Here is an 18,162-nt window from a genome sequence, read left to right as displayed (position 1 = left end):
GGCAGAGTTTGAGTTTACGACTGATCGAGAAACACGTTAATCGTTAGGCAAAACAGCGCAATGCCGATTGCAAGGTAGAACCAATCGAATAGCGGACTGGCCCGCATCCACGGCCATGATGTGGTGAGGTCGAGCGTGCAAAGGATGATCAGAGCGATCGAGCCGACAAGCGATATCAACGTGAACGCTTTTTCAATCGTGAAGTCGCTGAAGAACCGCACGAGCCGTGGACGCCGGCGGGTGGGACGTCGCGGTATCGGATATCCATCGAGCTGGGTCGCGGAATTTGACGTCGCGAATGTTGGGGAGGAATTGGACGTTGAGGGCTGGCCCTCGCCCTGTTCTCGATTGCGGGCCGGACGTTTGATCGCATGATGTCGGCGATCGCGTTTCGGTGAGCGACGGTCCGCCGGTTGCGGTTCCGGCGTGTTGTGTTGAGCGGTTTTTAGATGCACGGTCATGATCGAATCCTCCGTTGACAAAAGGCAGCGAAGTGATTTCCGCGATCAATGCAGAATGTGTGCCAATTTCGTCAACAGAGGATGGTTTTCCAATGCGTACAAACGCTGACTTTGCCACGACAGTTAGGCGTTGCGGACATCTTGAGTCGACACGGTGTCAGGCCGACAGATTGTCGTCGTCGGTGACAAATTGTCCGTTGAACTCGTAGCACCACCGCGGACCGTGTGGAACGAGATCGTAACTCGCAACGCTGCGTGGCACGTCGCAATCGTTGCCAGCATCTCGTGAGAGACCGTCTTCGAGCGTGTCGCTTAGACGCGTGATCATCGCGACGCTGATCGGGATGAGGATCGACGGAGGAAGGTGGTAGAGCCTTGAGACGTCGACAGCGTGCTGATAACCGTCGAGCGGGCCTCCAACAAAGTCCACAATTGCGACTTCGTCGACGAAGTCATCTTCGGTGGTTGAGATCGATGCAAGCCAATGTTCGAACCATTCGCCTGCTCGCGTCAGTACTAATCCGACATAGTCCATTGGATCACCTTGAAAAGGTTGCAAGTTACCCTGACACACTGCTCATGCATGAAAACACGATAGAACGGATGTGCACGAAACGTGCCGTCACCTATTTCGGCAATTATAGGTGATAAACTGTCAAAGGAACGTCAAATTGTCGCAGAATTATTTTGTCTGTAGGTACTCGTCAACGGCTTGGGCAAACGTTTTCAAAAGCGGCCGGAGTGTTTCGATGCGAGCGGCGGCCTCACTGATTCGATCTCGCTGAGCGTCAATTTCGATCTTTTGTGCGATATCGCGCGCCTCCTCGTGGTCATAACTGCTCACGAGGCTTTTCAAACGGTGGGCGGCGATTTGCAATTGGCGGGCGTCTTCGCGTTCGATCGCCTCCGACATCATTTCCAACAATTGGGGCATGTCGTTGAGGACATAGCCGATGTGCTCTTTCAGCAGATCGACTTCGCCACCCATCCGATGCAGTGCGGAGGCGATATTGAATGATCCTGTCGTTTGCTCCGCCAGGGTTTCTGATGATTCGGAATTGATGGCGACGTTTCCACCCGCGACTTGTTCCACGAGGTTCAGGAGATCGGCGGCATGAATGGGTTTGGGCAGATAGCAATCCATCCCTGCGGCAAGGCATTTCTCGCGATCGCCTTGGAGGGCGTGAGCGGTCAAAGCGATAATCGGCGTATGGGATCCAGACGCTGTTTCGATCGCGCGGATCTCTTGGGTGGCCGAGAACCCGTCGCGATTGGGCATCTGCACTTCCATCAATACCGCATCGAATCGATCGTGCCGGTAGGCTGCGACGGCGGCATCGCCATCACATTCACAACGCACGTCGTGCCCGCGACGACGCAAAATGGATTCCACGAGTTTGCGGTTGGGCTGATGATCATCGACAACGAGTATGCGGAGACGGGGAGACGACGGACGTGAAAACGTGCCATCGCGAGAAACCGTTTCGGACGACTCAACGTCGCTGTCTGATCGATCGAACACGGAGACCACAGCGGCGTGCAACGTCGAGGCGGAGACGGGCTTGACGAGATAGTTGTCGATGCCCAATTCGTCGCATCGGGTTTGTGAATTTAGGTGATCGGCGGATGACAACATCAGCACCGTTCCGGGTTTCAGGTCGCGGCGTTTCCGGATCATTTTGGCCAATTGAAATCCGTCGACCACTGGCATCATGGCATCCAAAACGACAAGATCGAACGGTTCGTCTTTACGAGCCGCCGTCTCGAGTTCCATCAAGGCTCTGGCGGCGCTGTCGCAAAGTGTCGCCGCCATTCCCCAGTGTGTGAGCATCTCATTGAGGATGCGTCGGTTGGTGGCATTGTCGTCAATGATTAGTACCCGGCGGTCGTTCAGCGAAGGATGTCCGGGTCTGGTCGATCTGTTCGCATGTTTCGTGTCGGAGGTTGACAACAACATCGGATCGGACGTTTCGGAGTTGTTTGTGGCGAGTTTCATGGTCAAGGTGAAATGGAAGGTGCTGCCTTTTCCTTCGCTGCTTTGCACCCACAGTTTGCCATTCATCAAACGAACGAGCTGGGAGGTGATTGTCAGTCCCAAACCGCTGCCTCCGAAGCGACGAGCCATGGAGGAGTCGACCTGGGTGAAGGCCTCAAAGATTTTGTTCAGTCGGTCTTTGGGGATTCCTACTCCAGTATCTTTTACTGAGAAGTGCATGCAAACTTCGGAATCGGTTTGCCATTGCTCTTCGACATCGATCACCACTTCGCCTGTTTCGGTGAACTTGATCGCGTTGCCGATGAGGTTGAATAGGATTTGCCGGATGCGAGTCGGATCGCCTCGCAATTCCTGCGGCAGCGTCATGGGCATGTGTACGGCGAGTTCCAGTCCTTTCTCGTGGGCACGGACGGCCAAAGCCTTGGTGGTCTCGCGAATGATTTCGGCTAGGTTAAACTCGACTTCGTCGATTTCCATCTTCCCTGCTTCGATTTTGGAAATGTCCAGAACATCGTTGAGCAGTTCCAGCAATGCGTCTGCTGACGTCTGGACGGTCTGCAAGTAATCTCGTTGTTCACGCGACAGGTCAGTCGTCAACGCGAGTTCCGTCATTCCCAGGATCGCGTTGAGCGGCGTTCGAATTTCGTGGCTCATGTTGGCCAGGAATTCGCTCTTGCTTCGACTATTGGCTTCCGCTGATTTTTTTGCCACCAATAAGGCTTCTTCGGTTTGTCGGCGACGAGTGACATCGCTTTCGATCACGATCCATCGAGACAATCGGCCCACGTCATCGTTGACCGGAATTAGTTTGCACTCAACCCAAAGTGTGGTGCCGTCGTGTCGATATTGCAGTACGTCGGTCGTTAATTCCTCGCCGGTATTGAGGGTCCGGGAGATCGCCTTGCGTGTTTCGGCGTCGGTACTCGGCCCGAAGACCAGATCACTGAGTTTGTGTCCGACCGCTTCGGCAGATGCGTAGCCGCTGAGATTGCTGAACGCGTCATTCGTCCACTCGATGAGCCCGGCGGAGTCCATGATGAGGATCGCGTTGCTGGCACGACTGACCACCAATGACAGGGTTTCCAGATCGTCGCGGTCAGCCGCCGCTTGAGTGTCCGCGTTGATCGGGTCGGAACTCGTCTGAGTGGGGGATTGGTTTTCAGGCAACCTGATTTGAAACGCTTTTGTAGCCATCACTTTCAGCAAAGGGGGACGACAAATTGGCACACTGCTTGCGACCGTTTTCGACATGCAAATCTGCTGCCAATTTGACTTTGTCGACCAATCGCCTCGTCGCGAAGTGGGGAGTTTTAGTACTACGAAATTGAGGTCAGAGTACCGCGATGTCCCGTATTCTTGTCGTTGATGATGAGCCCGCAGATCTCAATTTGGTCCGGCATGCCCTGCAAAAAAAAGACCACGATGTCGAAACCGCTCAGTGTGCCAAGGAGGCGTTGAGGCTGCTGCGGCATCGCGCGTTTGATGTCGTTGTGTTGGACGTGATGCTGCCTGATGGTGACGGGTTAGACGTGTTGAGCAAGATCCGCGAGATCGATGCTCAACTGCCTGTCATTTTTGTGACATCGGGTAGCGAATCGAAAAATGCGATCTGTGCGATGAAGATGGGCGCGTTGGACTATTTGCTCAAACCAATTAATGTCTCGGAACTTCGAAATGGGGTGGCTCGAGCGATTGAAATTCGACGACTGATCAATACTCCGGTCGAAATGAACGTTGATCAAGGATCGAACGATGTTCGTTCGATCATCGGCCGGTGTCCCGCGATGCAGGAAGTGTACAAGTCGATCGGGATTGTCGCCGCTCAAGATGTCACTGTCTTGATTCGAGGGGAAAGTGGTACGGGGAAAGAATTGGTCGCACGGGCTCTCTATCAATTCAGCGAAAGGGGTCAGGGACCGTTTCTCGCGGTCAATTGTGCGGCAATCCCCGAGACGTTGCTCGAAAGTGAACTGTTTGGCCACGAAAAGGGGGCGTTTACCGGCGCGGACCGCAAACGGATCGGCAAATTTGAGCAGTGCAGCGGCGGTACCCTGTTCCTCGATGAGATTGGCGACATGTCTCCGGTACTGCAGAGCAAGTTGCTGCGAGTGCTGCAAGAACGGCAGTTTGAGCGTGTCGGCGGGAACGAGACGATTAATTGCAACGTGCGAGTGATCGCGGCGACGCACCGCCACCTCGAACAGATGGTGAGCGATGGGGAGTTTCGGGCTGATTTGTACTACCGGCTCAATGGGTTTGCGATTCACCTTCCTCCGCTGCGAGACCGAGGTAAAGACATCGATTTACTGGTGGAGTATTTTCGCCGCTTGGCAGGCTTAGAGCTACACAAAGACGCTCGCGTGGTTTCGCCTGATGCGATGCAAGCACTCCGGAAATATCATTGGCCGGGAAATATCCGCGAGCTTCAGAACGTGATGAGGCAAGCGGTGCTGAAAGCGGCAGGCCCTGTGATTCTTCCCGAGTTTTTGCCGCACACCGTTTTCGAAAAGGGGAGGCTTGCCCAGGTTCAAGAAATCGATTCACGAGATCCAATTTCGCCTCAATTACTGCCTGATTTGCAAGACACCAACGGTGATGACAGTCACCCGAGAAATGTTTCACCGATGGGAGGAGCCGACCTTTCGTTTCCTCCGTTGGATTTCGATTCTACGTGTCTCTACGACGACGTCATCGAATCCGTGGAAGTGCAACTCGTTGAAGAAGTTCTCAGGCGAACAGGCAACGATAAGGAGCAGGCGGTACAGCGTCTCGGAATCAATCCAACACAGTTGCGTAGTCGGATCTCGCAGAAAATGCTCGATGTCGATCCGACTGAAGAGCGAGAAGCGGACGAGCCTTTGTTCGTCCGTGGGATGACGATGGCCGACATTGAACGTGAGGCGATTCGCCGGGCACTTGACCGGTTTGATGGTTGTCGGAAAGCGGCCGCGGAACAGTTGGGAATTAGTACCCGAACGTTGCAGCGACGGGTTAAGGAACTCTGAAATTTCAGGCGTTAGCAATCCAGGCGTTCTAAGCACTCAGACGCATCTGTAATGCACATGATGCGACGTTGCATTTTGATGTCATTCATCTGCTTTTCCCCCGGAATGGCTTGAGATTGTCGGCCAAGTCAAAAGAAGTCCGTGTCGCGTATCAGCGGATACGTGGCACGGACCGTCTGGGCACCTTGCTATCGCAACCGTGAGGTGGGGAAGGTGCCATCACTGACAAATTAGCTCGTTTTTACTTCGATTCGACGAGGCTTCGCGGCATCCGATTTTGGCAGATGCAGTGTAAGGACTCCGTCATGCAGTTCGGCCGAGATGGCTTCGCTGTTGATGGCCTCGCCGATCGTGAACGTTCGCTGGAAATCGCCAACGCCGTACTCGCTGTACAGGTAGCCTTCGCCATCGTGGTGACGTCCAACTTTCCCGTGAATGGTTAGTTGGCGATTCTCGAAGTTGATCTCAAGATCGTCGCTCTTCACGCCGGGAATGTCTCCATACAGGACGAGTTCTTCGTCACCTTCCCAAATGTCAAAACGAGGTTGAAAAGTGGGTCGGTGCGATTGTCCGTTGGACATTTCGGAACGTTCGGTTTGCTTGTTAACGTCTTGATTCGCCGTGGTCATGGTTGTGCTGCTCATTTGATTTCTCCTTTGGAAAGTTCATTCAAGTGCCAATGAGATAGACGGGGCCGGCGGTTCGAACGCAGAGAGCATGCACGCCGGAGGACGCACATTCATGCGTTGTGCGTCAGGCGTGCATGGCTTTCTTCGAAAACGCCCGCCGGGGCGTCTTATCAGTTCGAGGTAACCTCAATGCGGCGTGGTTTAACCGCTTCGCACTTAGGTAGAGTGACGTGCAAGACGCCATTGTTCAGTTCGGCTGATACTCGATCGGCGTCGATGTCGCCGGGCAATTCAATCATTCGGCTAAACTTCCCGTACCCACGTTCCTGACGATGCCACGTTCCACCATCATGTTCGGGCGGCCGTCGTTCGCCTTTGATCGTGAGTTGGTTGCCGATGACGTAGATCTCCAAATCATCGAGAGCGAATCCAGGCAGTTCGGCTTCGGCGTAGAGGTTGTCGTTGTCTCCCCATACGTTCAGAGCCGGAAAAGTCCCGACGCCTGTGACGCTGTTGATGGCATTTCCGCCGCGGCTAAAAAGGCGATCCATCTCGCGGCTCAATCGATTCAGTTCGGTCCAGGGTTCCCATCGTGTGGCTAACATTTTTTGCTCCTTTCAAGCGGGGCCAAAAGAAGATTGTTTGATTTGGTCTTTTGCATTTTTGGCAGTCTTAACTGCCGTGAGCCAAGAAAAAGCAACGGCCGTACCAATCACATTTTTTAAGATGGAATTTTCGATTTGCCTCGCTATTTGAGAGAAACGAATCGAACGTCAATAACGATTAATGCAGGTCATCGGTGGCCGCTGTCGCTCGAATCCAGCGGGACCATCGCTTTTGATGAACGCTTAGCCTAGGACGACGATTTGTATGTCGCCTTCCTTGCGTTCCACGTTCAAGCCAACGTCACGCGGGTGGCGATGAACGGCGATATCCACGACGCCATTTCCGACGCGTAGATTGCGGATTCGAACCCAGTTTAGGAAGTCAGGAAGTCGTGGATTTTCGAATCGCACCTGTGGTTTGGAGGGAGCAAAGGCGAGCCCAAGAACGCTCTGCAGTAACAGGAACACTGCACCGGCAGCCCAGGCCTGCGGTGAACAGGCAACCGGGTACAAAGTGGGGGCGTGGCCGGGCATCCGATCAAATCCGCAAAATAGCTCTGGGAGGCGATGCAGGTCATTGAAGAGCGATGCATCGAACAGACCCGCGGTCACACGAGCACACTCGTCGCGAAACCCGTAACGAGCCAACCCGGCGGCGCAGATCGTCGTGTCGTGTGGCCATACCGATCCGTTGTGGTAGGACATCGGATTGAATCTTGCTTCGCCTTCGCTGATGGTGCGAATGCCCCATCCGTTGAACGCGTGTGAATCCGTCAGCGAGGAGGCGACTGAAGCGGCGTTCGCCTCGTCCACAATTCCGGACCACAGGAGATGCCCCGCGTTACTGTTGCGAACCTTGCAGGGATTCTTGTCGCCGTCCAAAGCGATCGCGTACGTGCCCAGGGATGGAACCCAAAATTGTTCGTTGAATTTCCGTTTGAGTTCAGTTGCTTGGTCACGCAATTGTTCCGCCCAATCGTTCGCATTCATGACTTCGGCGAGGTCAGCCGCGATCAGCTTTGCCTCGTACACATAGCCTTGAACCTCGCTGACTGCGATGGCGCCCCGGGCATCTCGCCCATCGCTGTGAAAAATGGAGTTGTTGCTGTCCTTCCAGCATTGATGCGTGAGGCCACGGTCATTATGCGACTGGTACTCCACGAATCCGTCGTTGTCGACGTCCCCGTAGTTGTCGATCCACTCGATCGCACGGCGAAGGTTGTGCCAGATGTACTCAATGAATTCACGGTCATTGGTGCGGCGGTAGTAGTAACCCGCGAGGATGACGAACAAGGGCGTTGCATCCACGGTCCCGTAGTAATGTTTGAAGGGGATCTCACCTAACGCCGCCATCTCGCCATCACGCATTTCGTGAATGATTTTCCCAGGTTCGGCTTCGATGGACGGATCCACTTCGGTCGCCTGAGTCGCGGCCAAGAAACTCAAAACGCCCCGTGCCAATTTCGGGCGCACCCAGAGCGTCTCTAACGCGGTGATGATTCCGTCACGTCCGAACGGGGTCGCGAACCAAGGAACACCCGCGTACGGATATCGCCCGTGAATCGTGTCCGTTACCAACATGTCCAAGTCGGCGTTACTGCGATTGAGCCAGCCGTTGAACTCTTCATTGGATGTGAATATTTCGGTTCGTTCGGATTCCGTTTCCCGGATTCGGTTGTTCCATCCGACGATCGCTTCGGCGTGATTGCGTGGCGGTGGATCTGATTTGCGAACGTGTCCCGGTTTCTCGGTTCGGCATTTCGCGGTTGCATGCAGAGTCGTTTCGGCGCCCCCGTTGAGTTGTACCTTGAGAACGCACCTGCGAGCGTCAATGCTTTTGATTTCACCATCGAACGCGATTTCAACTTGTCTTAACTGGTCGTCGAGGCCGCGGTAGGCGAGCCTCACGTCAGAGGCCGCAATTTCCGTGTCGAGCAATTCACCGCGCTGCACACGTCGTTCGCCGCGGACTTCGAAAATGTCATGGAAATCCGCGAGATATCGGTACTCGATTTCCAGTTCGATGGGGCGTTGTGAATAGTTTTTGAGCCGAAGGTGTTCGTAGAATGCTCCGCCGTCGAGCAGCATGCTGCGAAAAACATGAAGTGTCCCTTGCGGGAGAATGTGTGACGATTGAGGCAGCTCCGCAGTCGTCATCTGAACGACGAAGGAACTGTTGTCTTCTTTCGCGGTGGAGTTCAACAGGAGCGGCCGCTTTTCGTTGATGAGCAGTTCCCAGTTCGACAGAAAGCGTGTGCCGAGATGGTAGAGGCCCTGCTCGCAATCGCCTGCGGTTCCGATCTCGCCGAATTTGTCAAATATTGCAAAGGTGTCGCCCTGCTTCAGTACTTGGATATCTGCCGGGGCACGATGAACTTGTGATTGAATATCCCAATCCGTGGTGCTGTTTTCAACTTTGGTGAGAGGTGACGTGCTCATCTGAATTTACGTTTGAGACGGTGTTGTCAATCGGAGTGATCTGCGACTTAGAAAGAGCCGTGCTCATGTGCCGGCAACGGTGCGTTTGAGTAATTAATCAATCAAGCGGCGACCGGCGAAGTGTGTTCGCCGCATCTTTTCCGTTAAGGAGGCGTCGTCGATGATGAACTTCAATAGGCCGTAACCGGTGACGCATGACATAGGTGGGAGAAAGGAATCGGGCGCCGTGCGTTAGCTCGCCGTTGCCGATGATTCACTCGACTTCGCAATCGATCGCCGCGACGGAATTCGGATGGTCGCTTGTGGACTGAGCAGTTGTTCGTACACGCGGACATATCCGTTCGCCATCGCCTCGGCGGAGAAGTGATTTTGGAAATAGATGCGACAACCACGACGCGATATCGTATCGATCTTGCGAGCCGCCTCGACGGCTTCGTCAATGCTTTCAACGATGAAGCCAGTCACCCCGTCCTTCATGACTTCGTCGACGCTCCCGTTGCGGAACGCGATGACTGGCGTACCGCAGGCCATCGACTCGGTCATGACGAGTCCGAAGGGTTCGGGCCAATCGATCGGGAATAGCAAGGCCCTGGCGCCGCCGAGAAGGCGGTTCTTCTGAGAGTCGTTGACCTCGCCGATGTATTCGATGAGCGGGTGTTCGAGGTGTGGTTGGATTCGCTCTGCAAAATAGGCTTCGTCAACGGCATCGATTTTGGCGGCCATCTTGAGCTTCACGCCCAATCGCTTCGCTATTTCGATCGCACGCTCGGGGCCTTTCTCTGGAGAAAATCGGCCAAGGAACGCGAAGTATTGATTGGGGGCGGGTGACGGTTGGTAAACGTAGTTTTCTCTGGGCGTTCCGTTGTACACGGTGCCTACCCAATTCGCATTCTGGATCGGTTTGCGTTGAGACTCACTGATGGAAACTACTGGCATGTCGGTGAATTCATCAAACACGATCTGAAAATCCGGCAGGTCGAGTCGTCCGTGAAGGGTGGTGACGTGTGGCGTATCCCAATGCCGCATGACACTGAAATGACTGAAGTCGGTATGAAAGTGGATGATGTCGAATTGGTTGGCCATCCGAAGAACTTCCATCAATTGCCGTTGGTGCCACAATGCCGGGTCGCGATGCAAGTTACTGCACCGGAGTGATTCTGGTACAACGGCAACGTGATGAGCGTTAGTGAGTGAGTCGCCGCTGGCAAAAAGTGTGACGTCGTGTCCCTGTGCCACGAGTTCCTCGGTGAGATAGTGGACGACTCTTTCGGTGCCACCGTATGTTTTGGGCGGGACCGTTTCAATGAGAGGGGCAACCTGAGCGATTTTCATCGATTGGATTCCTTTTGTATTTGCCTCGAATTCCATTCACATCCGCCCATCCGCGGAGTGACAATCGTCTCGCGTCCGACGCCCTGCATCGGTGATGCGATTGGCGTCGTGGGCTGGTGTCAGGATGAACAACGGGATTGGCTCGCGATTGCAACGAACGTGCCAAACCGGGGTGTCAATGCCTCAACTGACAAACTGACTCGTGGCGAGGGGGAGGCGAACCGGCACGCGTGAACCTATACATGCACTGGTCAATCACGCGTGCAATGATTCATCACACGCGCAGCAAGCAATGGCGCTCGCGGCGTTGCTAGATGCTCTGACGAATTCGCCTGAGTGTTACCTACTCCATGGCCTTTTCGGGGAAGGGACTCGGCAATGCGGCGAGGACGTCCTGAGCTTCTTCGAATGATTGATAACGAGCGTCATCGATTAGCAAACCGCCCGCTTCCTTTGCCGCCGTGTCCGCATTGGATCCTTCCGGGACGCCAACGATGGTGTACCCAAAATCGGTTTCGACAATGACATAGTAGCTCATCGGTTTTCTCCTTAATCAATGAATGGACCTGTTGCGAGAAACGATCACCTTAGAAGGACGAAGCACGCGTTCACGTAGACGGTAGCCTTGTTCAACGACGTCCATGACGGATCCATGTGGATGTCCGTCGTCGTCCTCATGTCCGACGGCCACATGTTGGGTTGAATTGAAGGGGCTCCACGATCCCGAGACCTCTTGGAGACCATGATTGGTTAGCGTGTCGAAAAATTGATTACGCACTACTTCGACCGCCTCCATGAATCCATCAAAATCGCCGCTGTGTTGACCGGTCAGGATGGCACGCTCGAGATTGTCCATCACCGGAAGAAGGTCCTTCATCAACTCAAACGCGGAAAGGTTCTCGTCGTCGATGGGAGGATGGAGGACTTGAAGATTCGAGTCGCATTGAGACGCGTGTGGCGAGTGATCGTGCGAACCGCTGTCACGCCGTTGGGTTGCTATCTCACTACTGGAGGTCTCGGGGCGTTGGTTTCGGTAGCCTGTTTGAAACTGGTCCTGAGTGTCGTGCAGTACGTTCTTGTTCATCGTCTTGTCTCCGCTGAATCAGCAACAAGCCGAAGACATCCGTGATTGGCTCATCGCCTTTTGATGTTACTCACAAACGCAAACAAACGATTGAATGCGCCGACCGCCGTTTCTCATTATGTGGAATCGGAGAGCCGAATACAAACAAACAATGAAGGTGACGCGATGCAAACGTTGTGCCTATCGACACCTGTTGTTGGGGAAGCAACGAGCGATCGTAGAAGTACGAAACGATTCGGAACATCGAATGGACTGAACCGCTGTGTAAAAGTACAGCATGGATTAAGGGCGACAAATTGTCCGACCCGGTGACAGGTTGTCATGAAGACTGTGGTCGGCTTTATTGCGTTACTGGGCTCGCTATCGGTTGCTCGGTTTATGCGATCAGTTCACTGACCACACGCCCGTGAACATCGGTTAACCGAAAGTCGCGGCCTGCGTACCGATACGTGAGACGTTCGTGATCAAACCCGAGTAGGTGGAGGATCGTGGCGTGCAAATCATGCACGTGGACGCGATTTTCGACCGCTTGGAATCCGAACTCGTCGGTTGCGCCGTGGACATGGCCGCCCTTCACTCCGCCGCCCGCTAACCACATGGTAAAACCGTAATGGTTATGATCCCGCCCGCTGTTCGTGCCTGCGTTGGCTCCCGGTTTGGGGAGTTCAACGGTTGGCGTGCGTCCGAATTCCCCGCCCCAAACGACAAGAGTGTCTTCAAGTAACGAACGTTGTTTGAGATCTTTTAGCAACGCACCAATGGCTTGCGAGCATTCTCCGGCGAGTCGGCGATGATTCTGTTCGATCTTGTCGTGACTATCCCAGGGTTGACCCGCGCCGTGCCAAAGTTGGATGTATCGAACTCCACGTTCGACGAGGCGTCGGGCGATCAGGATTTGCCTGGCTTGGATTGAATCACCGTACATTTCGCGAATCGACTGAGGTTCGCGGCTGATATCGAAGGCGTCGGTTGCTTCCATCTGCATTCGATACGCCAGTTCAAAACTTTGCACACGCGATTCCAAATCGGCGTCTTCTTGTCGAGCTTGCAGGTGACGTTGGTTTAGATTTTGAAGGAGGTCGAGTTGGCGTCGTTGCTCATTGCGTCCGAGGCCCGAGGCGTTGCGGATGTTCTCGAGCAGCCGTTCAATTTCTTGATGCTTGCTATCGATGTAAGTCGCTTGATAGGCACCGGGCAGGAACCCTGCCTGCCAATTTTCGGCACCCTTGATCGGGTAACCGCTCGGACACATGGAAATGAAACCGGGAAGGTTTTGGTTCTCGCTACCGAGGCCGTAGGTGACCCAGGACCCGACCGACGGTCGGACAAACTGCGCGTGCCCGCAATTCATCAGCATCAACGAGGGTTCGTGGTTAGGAACATCGGCATGCATGGATCGGACCACGCAAACATCGTCAATCATCTCGCCGACGTGTGAGAAAAGTTCACTGACTTCGATACCGCTTTCGCCATACTTTTTAAACTTGAATGGAGACCGGTAGGCTGCACCGGTTTCCCGTTCGGTGCGCAAATTCATCGGGATCGGTTGCCCGTGATATTTGTCCAAGGCCGGCTTGGGATCAAACGTGTCGACCTGTGACGGGCCACCGTTGAGGAAGAGATGAATCACCGCTTTCGCTTTCGGGGCGAAATGTGGCGATTTGGGAAACATCGGGTTCGAGTTTTCTGCGGCTGTCAATTGATTTGACGTATCATCAGCCATCACTCCAGCGAGTCCGAGTGCTCCAAGTCCGATACCACTGCGACGGAGGAATTCACGACGCGTGGAGGGAACCGAGCACAGGTGTCGTGGAAGGAAATCAGTCATCGGTGACTCTTCAAATGGTGAACGTGTGAGACGATGAGCAAGGATTGGAATCAGTGTCCCGCGGCGAATTTCGAGTGCCGCGTGTTGGTCGGCATCTTAGGCTGCACGGGTGATTTGGGCTGCGTTGTTGAGTTAATCGACAAACGCAAATTCATTGCACAGCAGAAGTACTTGCGCTAGCTGCGTCCAGGGATCGGGTGTTTGTTGGTTTTCTTTGGCATAGCGAGCTTTGCCGGTCGTGATGAAATTTGCGTTCGCGCTCCAAGTCTGTGTGGACGAGTTGCCATCGCCCGACGCTGTGACATGCGTTGCTTCGATCGAGGGTGACCATTGAAAACTATCGAAACTCGAATTTTCGAGGCAGTCAACAATGAAATCAATCGTGTCACCCGGTTGCACTTGGATCTCGTCGGTGCGTGTTTCCGCGTCACCCCCTCGGGCTGTCCATTCGCCTTGGAGTGCGAAGCGAGAATGGACGACCAACGCTCGTACACCGTCTCCTTTTTCAGACGCGTGATGTAACCGTCCGTTGATTTTGACAATGCCCGTTAGCGGGGAAGTCCAACGGCGGATTGCACTATGTTGATTGTCTGATCCAGGGTGACCGCCATCGGCAGAGATCCGCAGATAGTGCAGTTTGGGATCTGGGAATAGTTCGGATGCCTGCCAAGACTGCCCGTCGAAATAAGGAAATGGAGTGAACACAGTTTTGGATTCGTTGACATTGAAATAACCGTACCCTGCACGCCATGGATCCGAGGTGTCATCTTCACTGCGTTCTTGTTGCTGCCGAAATTCCTCTACGGATGCAGGGGCTACAAAATTCAACGCGGCTTCTAATTCCACGTCGTCTGGATCACGAGATAGAGCGAGGCGATAGAGATTGTCAACGCGTTCTTGATCGTTTGGTGGCGAGACGGATCCGGATACGTCCTGATGCGTGTTTGGATCGTAACCGGGCAGTGTTCTCGCGGCAAGCGCTTCGGCCTGTTCGATGACGAAGCGAGAGTTCATCAAGTAGAGAGCTTGTTGTGGAACGGTTGTTTCTGTTCGTTTGGCACGACTCGCGTCGGGACTAGGCAAGTCAAAACTCGCCAGCAGTCCAGGGAGATCTTCACGATCGATGTAGGCGTAGAGTCCTCGGCGAGTTGCGTCCTGATGAATCATCACGGACCGACCGCCGATACGTTGATCAAGCCGTCCTGCCGCCACCAGCAATCGATCGCGGAGCGGTTCGAATTCCATTCGTCGTCGTGGCATGTGCCAAAGTAGGCGATTTTCGGCGTCGATTAAGACCGCGTCCTGACGCAGGTCACTCGATTGTTGCCACGCGGAGGACAACATGATGCGTCGTTGCAGTCGTTTGATGGACCAACCATCCGCGACGAACTCGTTCGCCAGGTGATCGAGCAGTTCAGGGTGCGTGGGGGCTTCCCCACGGAAACCGAAGTCACTTGATGTGCGAACCAAACCTTCACCGAATTGGTGTTGCCAGATGCGATTGACGATCACTCGGGCGGTTAGTGGGTTGTTCGGACTCGCAATGGCGCGGGCCAATTCCAGTCGTCCGCTGCCGTGTTGAAAGGGGGTGCCCCCATCGACGTGCGAGAGGACTTGCAGGAATCTGCGAGGAACCTGGTCTCCGCGATTACCGGCAACTCCCCGACGGAAGATGACTGGTTCGATCGGATTGGCTCGATCTGTCATGACCATCGCTCGCGGCGGCGCACCGGGATGCGTGACGTCGACTTCGTTGACTTTGCTAAGCTGCGAGTTGTATTGATTGCGTTCACCTTGATCGAGGTGTGCGATCATTTGAGCGGTGTCGAGTATGGTCGGGATATCTGACGCGTACAGCACCCGACGAAGCTGCTCGAAATTGTCGTCTGTTAGACCTTCGAGGTCTTTGTTCGCTTTGTGCTCGCGGACCCATTGCGTGTCGGCTTCTTCGAGGCATGTGCCGAAGGTCTTTGCCGCGTCGAGCATCGATTGCGGATTCGCCTCACGCAGGGCATCAATCAACGGCTGCGGGATTTTGAGCTGAGGATTGGTTACGGCGGCAGCTTCATCGAGAATCGCGGTGGACTGCAACGCGAATTCATCCGCCGGAATTGCGACAAGACGGCGCCACAGCGTCCAAATCGGACCAGACGTTGTTTCCGAGTTGGAAAGAAATCGCTGCCATCGTTGAACGGCTGCACGGCGCAGTGCCCCACGCTCGCCCTGCAGCGGGATTTTTCCTTGTTTGTATTGAGGCAGGTTTTGAGCAACATGGACAAGGTAGTCGGCAACGCGAGAGCGAAGTTCGTGCTCCGTTGCAACACGGCGTTCTTCCAACCATTGGTCGACGGTCTCTTGTTTTGCGGCCTTCTCTTTCACGAACGCATCGTAATCGTCCGATGCGTGAGGTTCCCCCAGCATTGGCAATTCCGCGGGTTCCTGAGAGCTGGCGAAGACACCGTAGAGTGAGTAGTAATCCGCGGTGGGAATCGGATCATATTTGTGATCATGGCAGCGTGCACACGCAACACTGAGACCCAGGAACCCACGCGTGACGACATCGATTTGGTCGTCAATGATATCGTGTTGTCGGTTCATGAATCGACGTCCGACGGTAAGGAATCCCATCGCCGCGAGGATCTTTCGTTGGTCACCGGTTGGCTCGAGTTGATCGGCCGCAATCTGTTCAATGATGAACTGATCGAAGGATTTATCACTGTTAAACGCATCGATCACGTAGTCACGATAGGTGTATGCGTACGGGTAGCGAGTCTCCAGGCTGCCGGCCAAATATCCTTTGGTGTCTCCGTAGCGTGCAATGTCGAGCCAGTGGCGAGCCCATCGTTCGCCGTAGTGCGGGTTATCGAGCAGTCGATCGACCAGTCTCGCAAATGCGTTCGGATCGTCGTCGTTTAAAAATGCCTGAACCTCCTCATAAGAAGGAGGCAACCCGAGCAGTGTGAAGTAGGCACGGTGGATGAGGGTGCGACGATCCGCGCGAGGATTGGGTGTCAGCCCCGCCTCGTGCAGACGGTTGCCGATGAAGGCGTCAATTGCCGATTCGGACTGAGCTTCGGCGTCTGCTTCTTTTGTGGTGACCGGCGTTATCGCTGAGTTTACCGGGGGGAGATTGGGCGAAGTTAATGGACGAAAGGACCAATGGGTTTGCCGCATCTCGTCAATTTGTTCAGCCGGTGAACGCGTTTCTGGGGACGTATCGGCTTGCGACTTATCATCCGGCCAAAATGCGCCCGAACGGACCCAATGCGTGAGATCGGCAATCGCGTCATCGGGCAGTTTGCTGTTCGGTGGCATTTGTAGTTCGTTGTCTTGATAGCCGACGGCGCGGAGCAATCGGCTGCGGTCGGGTTCTCCTTCCACGACAAGAGGCCCCGAACCACCACCTTGCTTAAAATGATCTTGCCGATCGAGTCTCAATTCGCCGGATTGATCATGGGGACCATGACATTCCACGCAGTGTTGAAGCAGCAAGGGGCGAATTTTCGACTCGAAAAACGATTCGAGTTCGCTGGTGCCAACAAGTGCTTGCGGTGGTGTCGGCTGACCATACAACTGTGGTGAGAACGAAAACCATGCGATCACGCTGATCGTTGCGATCAAGGCATTGGGCATCCTTGATTGAGCGTTTAGGTCGAGGCGTCGTTTGCGATTTACGACGATCGGCGTGCTACCGTGGGAACGGCAAGAAACGGGTTGAGAAAACACGATTCGTGCATCTCCTCCTGGAGGGCGGGCAAGGTGGGCAAAGCGTTCGCCTCGGTGGTCAGAGGCAACAGACTTCGGAGTTTTGGCGGGAATCTTGAGCGTCCAGGTAACGACTGGTTTCAAGATGTTGGTTCATTCTAGCTGAATTTTGGAGATCAAGGGCATGTTTTCACTCACCGTGGAAATCGCCCGATTCATGGAGTAGCGGGAAGGCATTAGTCAGGGGGCGTGTAATATGCTCGATTTCTCTTTTTGGGGGGGATTTAAAATGACGTTGTTTGACGCGTCAGTCGACAAAATGGTCGATGGCGATTGGCATTCGCTTCAAACGCATTTAGTCTGTTGGAACGCCCCCCTTTTTCTCAAATTGTTCTATCAGAAGTCACGCTTTCGCCTATGAATCAGTCGCAGCCGAACAATCCGCTCCACGGAGTCACGCTGAAGGCGATGATGGAATACTTGGTCAACGAATATGGCTGGGATGAGTTGGCGGACCGCATTCAGATTAACTGCTTCGCGTTCGAACCGAGCATCAATAGCAGCCTCAAATTTCTGCGAAAGACGGATTGGGCCCGCGCCAAAGTAGAGCGGCTCTACTTGAACTCAATCAGTTTCGATCAACGACATGGTGCCAAACAAGAGGCCGAAGAAGAACGCAAAATCGACCTGGCAAGCGTTTGGGATCAAGCTCGAAAGAAGTGAGCAAGCTTCGAACGTCAAGCTTGCATTCGGCTTCCGCGGCCTTGTCGCGAGAATGATGTGAGAGATCTCTCGCGAAGGATTCCCGCTCCCCATCATCAACACAAGGTCAGCTTTATTGATGCGTCCCAAGTGCGTTTCACTTTCGCTTGGACGAGCGACCGTTGGTTTTTGCCTGGCATCCAGTTCATGATACGGTCCTTCGGTACGTTGCCCGACGGCCGAAGAAAGACTTTGACGGCAGCAAAAGGCGGGGTACGAAAAGCCAGGGATTAACTGCTACAAAGGTATCGAATCAGCAGGGGCTTTTTTGAACGTTTCACGCAGGCCAACGCCGCAACGTACCACCGTTTCTCCC

At 54.2% G+C, this 18,162-nt stretch carries 13 protein-coding genes; 2 read left to right on the top strand and 11 right to left on the bottom strand.

The features are described from left to right. Nucleotides 1-14: 14 nt before the first annotated feature. The 3 genes from FHS27_RS09180 to FHS27_RS09170 all read right to left on the bottom strand — a co-directional run bounded on the left by FHS27_RS09180 (nucleotide 15) and on the right by FHS27_RS09170 (nucleotide 3,651). Entirely contained in the window at nucleotides 15-461 is a 447-nt protein-coding gene (locus FHS27_RS09180) for a hypothetical protein (protein ID WP_184304380.1), read from the bottom strand. Between the two features lie 157 nt (nucleotides 462-618). Further along, nucleotides 619-996 carry a hypothetical protein gene (locus FHS27_RS09175; protein ID WP_184304378.1) on the bottom strand — a complete coding sequence of 126 codons (378 nt, stop codon included), beginning with the start codon at nucleotides 994-996 and terminating at the stop codon, nucleotides 619-621. Between the two features lie 147 nt (nucleotides 997-1,143). Beyond that, nucleotides 1,144-3,651: a response regulator gene (locus FHS27_RS09170; RefSeq protein ID WP_246419334.1), complete on the bottom strand. Its 2,508-nt coding sequence runs from the start codon at nucleotides 3,649-3,651 to the stop codon at nucleotides 1,144-1,146. Nucleotides 3,652-3,800: 149 nt separating this feature from the next. On the opposite strand from FHS27_RS09170, the gene FHS27_RS09165 reads away from it, so the two are divergent. Continuing rightward, a complete protein-coding gene (locus tag FHS27_RS09165; protein WP_184304375.1) occupies nucleotides 3,801-5,462 on the top strand; it encodes a sigma 54-interacting transcriptional regulator in 1,662 nt (553 codons plus the stop codon). 230 nt (nucleotides 5,463-5,692) lie between these two features. Here FHS27_RS09165 and FHS27_RS09160 read toward each other — a convergent pair whose 3' ends face one another. The 8 genes from FHS27_RS09160 to FHS27_RS09125 all read right to left on the bottom strand — a co-directional run bounded on the left by FHS27_RS09160 (nucleotide 5,693) and on the right by FHS27_RS09125 (nucleotide 17,012). Then, entirely contained in the window at nucleotides 5,693-6,106 is a 414-nt protein-coding gene (locus FHS27_RS09160; protein ID WP_246419333.1) for an Hsp20/alpha crystallin family protein, read from the bottom strand. Between the two features lie 155 nt (nucleotides 6,107-6,261). Continuing rightward, the gene (locus tag FHS27_RS09155) at nucleotides 6,262-6,696 is read right to left on the bottom strand and encodes an Hsp20/alpha crystallin family protein (RefSeq protein WP_184304373.1); all 435 of its coding nucleotides are present in this window, start codon (nucleotides 6,694-6,696) and stop codon (nucleotides 6,262-6,264) included. 243 nt (nucleotides 6,697-6,939) lie between these two features. Continuing rightward, nucleotides 6,940-9,135, bottom strand: coding sequence for an amylo-alpha-1,6-glucosidase (locus FHS27_RS09150; protein ID WP_184304371.1), 2,196 nt, complete (start codon nucleotides 9,133-9,135; stop codon nucleotides 6,940-6,942). A 231-nt stretch (nucleotides 9,136-9,366) separates the two neighbouring features. Further along, on the bottom strand, nucleotides 9,367-10,467 hold the full coding sequence (locus FHS27_RS09145) for a glycosyltransferase family 4 protein (protein WP_184304369.1): 1,101 nt from the start codon (nucleotides 10,465-10,467) through the stop codon (nucleotides 9,367-9,369). Between the two features lie 343 nt (nucleotides 10,468-10,810). Continuing rightward, the gene (locus FHS27_RS09140) at nucleotides 10,811-11,005 is read right to left on the bottom strand and encodes a hypothetical protein (RefSeq protein WP_184304367.1); all 195 of its coding nucleotides are present in this window, start codon (nucleotides 11,003-11,005) and stop codon (nucleotides 10,811-10,813) included. A 15-nt stretch (nucleotides 11,006-11,020) separates the two neighbouring features. Beyond that, nucleotides 11,021-11,551 (bottom strand): nucleotide exchange factor GrpE, encoded by a 531-nt coding sequence (locus tag FHS27_RS09135; protein WP_184304365.1) that lies wholly within the window; start codon nucleotides 11,549-11,551, stop codon nucleotides 11,021-11,023. A 376-nt stretch (nucleotides 11,552-11,927) separates the two neighbouring features. Next, complete coding sequence (locus FHS27_RS09130) at nucleotides 11,928-13,379, bottom strand: DUF1501 domain-containing protein (RefSeq protein WP_184304363.1); 1,452 nt, start codon at nucleotides 13,377-13,379, stop codon at nucleotides 11,928-11,930. Nucleotides 13,380-13,511: 132 nt separating this feature from the next. Then, on the bottom strand, nucleotides 13,512-17,012 hold the full coding sequence (locus tag FHS27_RS09125) for a PSD1 and planctomycete cytochrome C domain-containing protein (protein WP_184304360.1): 3,501 nt from the start codon (nucleotides 17,010-17,012) through the stop codon (nucleotides 13,512-13,514). Nucleotides 17,013-17,501: 489 nt separating this feature from the next. Here FHS27_RS09125 and FHS27_RS09120 point away from each other — a divergent pair, with 489 nt between their 5' ends. Next, a complete protein-coding gene (locus tag FHS27_RS09120) occupies nucleotides 17,502-17,807 on the top strand; it encodes a VF530 family protein (RefSeq protein WP_184304358.1) in 306 nt (101 codons plus the stop codon). Nucleotides 17,808-18,162: the final 355 nt, after the last annotated feature.

This window comes from Aporhodopirellula rubra (genome assembly GCF_014192335.1).
GTDB classification, from domain to species: domain Bacteria; phylum Planctomycetota; class Planctomycetia; order Pirellulales; family Pirellulaceae; genus Rhodopirellula; species Rhodopirellula rubra.
This window is presented reverse-complemented; position numbering and strand designations above follow the sequence as displayed.

What these genes read in the sequence shown, in the direction of transcription:
- FHS27_RS09120 (WP_184304358.1), top strand. Translation starts at nt 17,502, where the DNA reads ATGAATCAGTCGCAGCCGAACAATCCGCTCCACGGAGTCACGCTGAAG.
- FHS27_RS09155 (WP_184304373.1), bottom strand. Translation starts at nt 6,696, where the DNA reads ATGTTAGCCACACGATGGGAACCCTGGACCGAACTGAATCGATTGAGC.
- FHS27_RS09175 (WP_184304378.1), bottom strand. Translation starts at nt 996, where the DNA reads ATGGACTATGTCGGATTAGTACTGACGCGAGCAGGCGAATGGTTCGAA.
- FHS27_RS09125 (WP_184304360.1), bottom strand. Translation starts at nt 17,012, where the DNA reads ATGCCCAATGCCTTGATCGCAACGATCAGCGTGATCGCATGGTTTTCG.
- FHS27_RS09165 (WP_184304375.1), top strand. Translation starts at nt 3,801, where the DNA reads ATGTCCCGTATTCTTGTCGTTGATGATGAGCCCGCAGATCTCAATTTG.
- FHS27_RS09160 (WP_246419333.1), bottom strand. Translation starts at nt 6,106, where the DNA reads ATGAGCAGCACAACCATGACCACGGCGAATCAAGACGTTAACAAGCAA.
- FHS27_RS09180 (WP_184304380.1), bottom strand. Translation starts at nt 461, where the DNA reads ATGACCGTGCATCTAAAAACCGCTCAACACAACACGCCGGAACCGCAA.
- FHS27_RS09170 (WP_246419334.1), bottom strand. Translation starts at nt 3,651, where the DNA reads ATGGCTACAAAAGCGTTTCAAATCAGGTTGCCTGAAAACCAATCCCCC.
- FHS27_RS09140 (WP_184304367.1), bottom strand. Translation starts at nt 11,005, where the DNA reads ATGAGCTACTATGTCATTGTCGAAACCGATTTTGGGTACACCATCGTT.
- FHS27_RS09135 (WP_184304365.1), bottom strand. Translation starts at nt 11,551, where the DNA reads ATGAACAAGAACGTACTGCACGACACTCAGGACCAGTTTCAAACAGGC.
- FHS27_RS09145 (WP_184304369.1), bottom strand. Translation starts at nt 10,467, where the DNA reads ATGAAAATCGCTCAGGTTGCCCCTCTCATTGAAACGGTCCCGCCCAAA.
- FHS27_RS09130 (WP_184304363.1), bottom strand. Translation starts at nt 13,379, where the DNA reads ATGACTGATTTCCTTCCACGACACCTGTGCTCGGTTCCCTCCACGCGT.
- FHS27_RS09150 (WP_184304371.1), bottom strand. Translation starts at nt 9,135, where the DNA reads ATGAGCACGTCACCTCTCACCAAAGTTGAAAACAGCACCACGGATTGG.